The organism is Variovorax glucosi (assembly GCF_051216695.1).
Classification (GTDB): domain Bacteria; phylum Pseudomonadota; class Gammaproteobacteria; order Burkholderiales; family Burkholderiaceae_C; genus Variovorax.
Window position 1 is genome coordinate 1 of sequence record NZ_JBPJZE010000255.1, and the last position, 1,164, is coordinate 1,164.

At 64.4% G+C, this 1,164-nt stretch carries 2 protein-coding genes; one reads left to right on the plus strand and one right to left on the minus strand.

Going from position 1 to position 1,164, the window contains the following annotated elements; all coding sequences use genetic code 11:
* Positions 1-275 (minus strand): YfhL family 4Fe-4S dicluster ferredoxin (locus ACSFA3_RS24740; RefSeq protein ID WP_093059717.1); only part of this gene is annotated, 275 nt, incomplete at its 3' end.
* A gap of 103 nt (positions 276-378) precedes the next feature.
* Between ACSFA3_RS24740 and ACSFA3_RS24745 the strand changes: the two genes are divergently transcribed.
* Positions 379-1,164, plus strand: a 786-nt coding sequence (locus tag ACSFA3_RS24745; RefSeq protein ID WP_435508008.1) for an ABC transporter permease, incomplete at its 3' end; no start/stop codon positions are given.

Consider the following 1,164-nt stretch of genomic DNA (forward strand, 5'->3'; position numbering starts at 1 on the left):
TAAGCGCCAGTCGAAGCAGCCGTCACCTTGATCGCCGTGAGACGCTGGTACTTCTGCATCAGCGTCTCGCGGCTTTCCACGTGCTCGGGGTTCAGGGGAATGCAGGCCACCGGGCAGATCTGCACGCACTGCGGCTCATCGAAATGGCCGACGCACTCGGTGCACTTGTGCGGATCGATCTCGTAGAACTCCGCGCCCATGTAGATCGCATCGTTCGGGCACTCGGGCTCGCAGACATCGCAGTTGATGCATTCGTCGGTGATCATGAGGGCCATCCCCCGATTATCGCGGGCTCGGCCGGGCGAGCCGCCTGTGAATCACAAAGGCCACATTCAAGGCACACTTGTTGCAGGAGTCAGTTATGCTGCGCCCCGCCCCATGAGTCTGTTTCTATTCAAGCGCCTCGCCACGCTGATCGGCACGTTGATCGGCGCCTCGGTCATCGTTTTCCTCGTCCTCGAGATCCTGCCGGGCAACGCCGCGCAGATGCTCATGGGCCCCGATGCCTCACCCGAAGCCGTCGCGGCGCTGGCCACCAAGCTCGGCCTCGACCAGCCCGCATGGACACGCTACTGGCACTGGATCGGCGGCCTGCTCACCGGCAACCTCGGCGACAGCTACGCCTACAGCTCGCCGGTGCTCGACCTGATCCTCGAACGCCTCGCGCTCACCGTGCCGCTCGCCATGCTGGCGATGGCCCTCACCGTCGTGATTGCGCTGCTCGTCGGCGTCACGGCCGCTGCCCGCCACAACAAGCTCGGCGACGTCGGCCTGATGGGCATGGCCCAGGTCGGCATCGCGATCCCGAATTTCTGGTTCGCCATCCTGCTGATCCTCGTGTTCTCGGTGCAGCTGCAGTGGTTCTCTGCAGGCGGCTTCGAAGGCTGGGGCGAAGGCATCTTCTCGGGCATCAAGTCGCTGCTGCTGCCTGCCCTGTCACTGGCCGTCGTTCAAGCCGCGATCCTCGCACGCATCACGCGCTCGGCGGTGCTCGAAGTGATGCGCGAAGACTTCGTGCGCACCGCCCGCGCCAAAGGTGTCTCGCAGCGCGCGGTGTTGTGGACCCACGTGCTGCGCAACGCCATGATCCCCGTCATCACCGTGATGGGCATGCAGTTCTCCGAGCTGCTGGCCGGCACCATCGTGGTGGAGAACGTGTTCTAC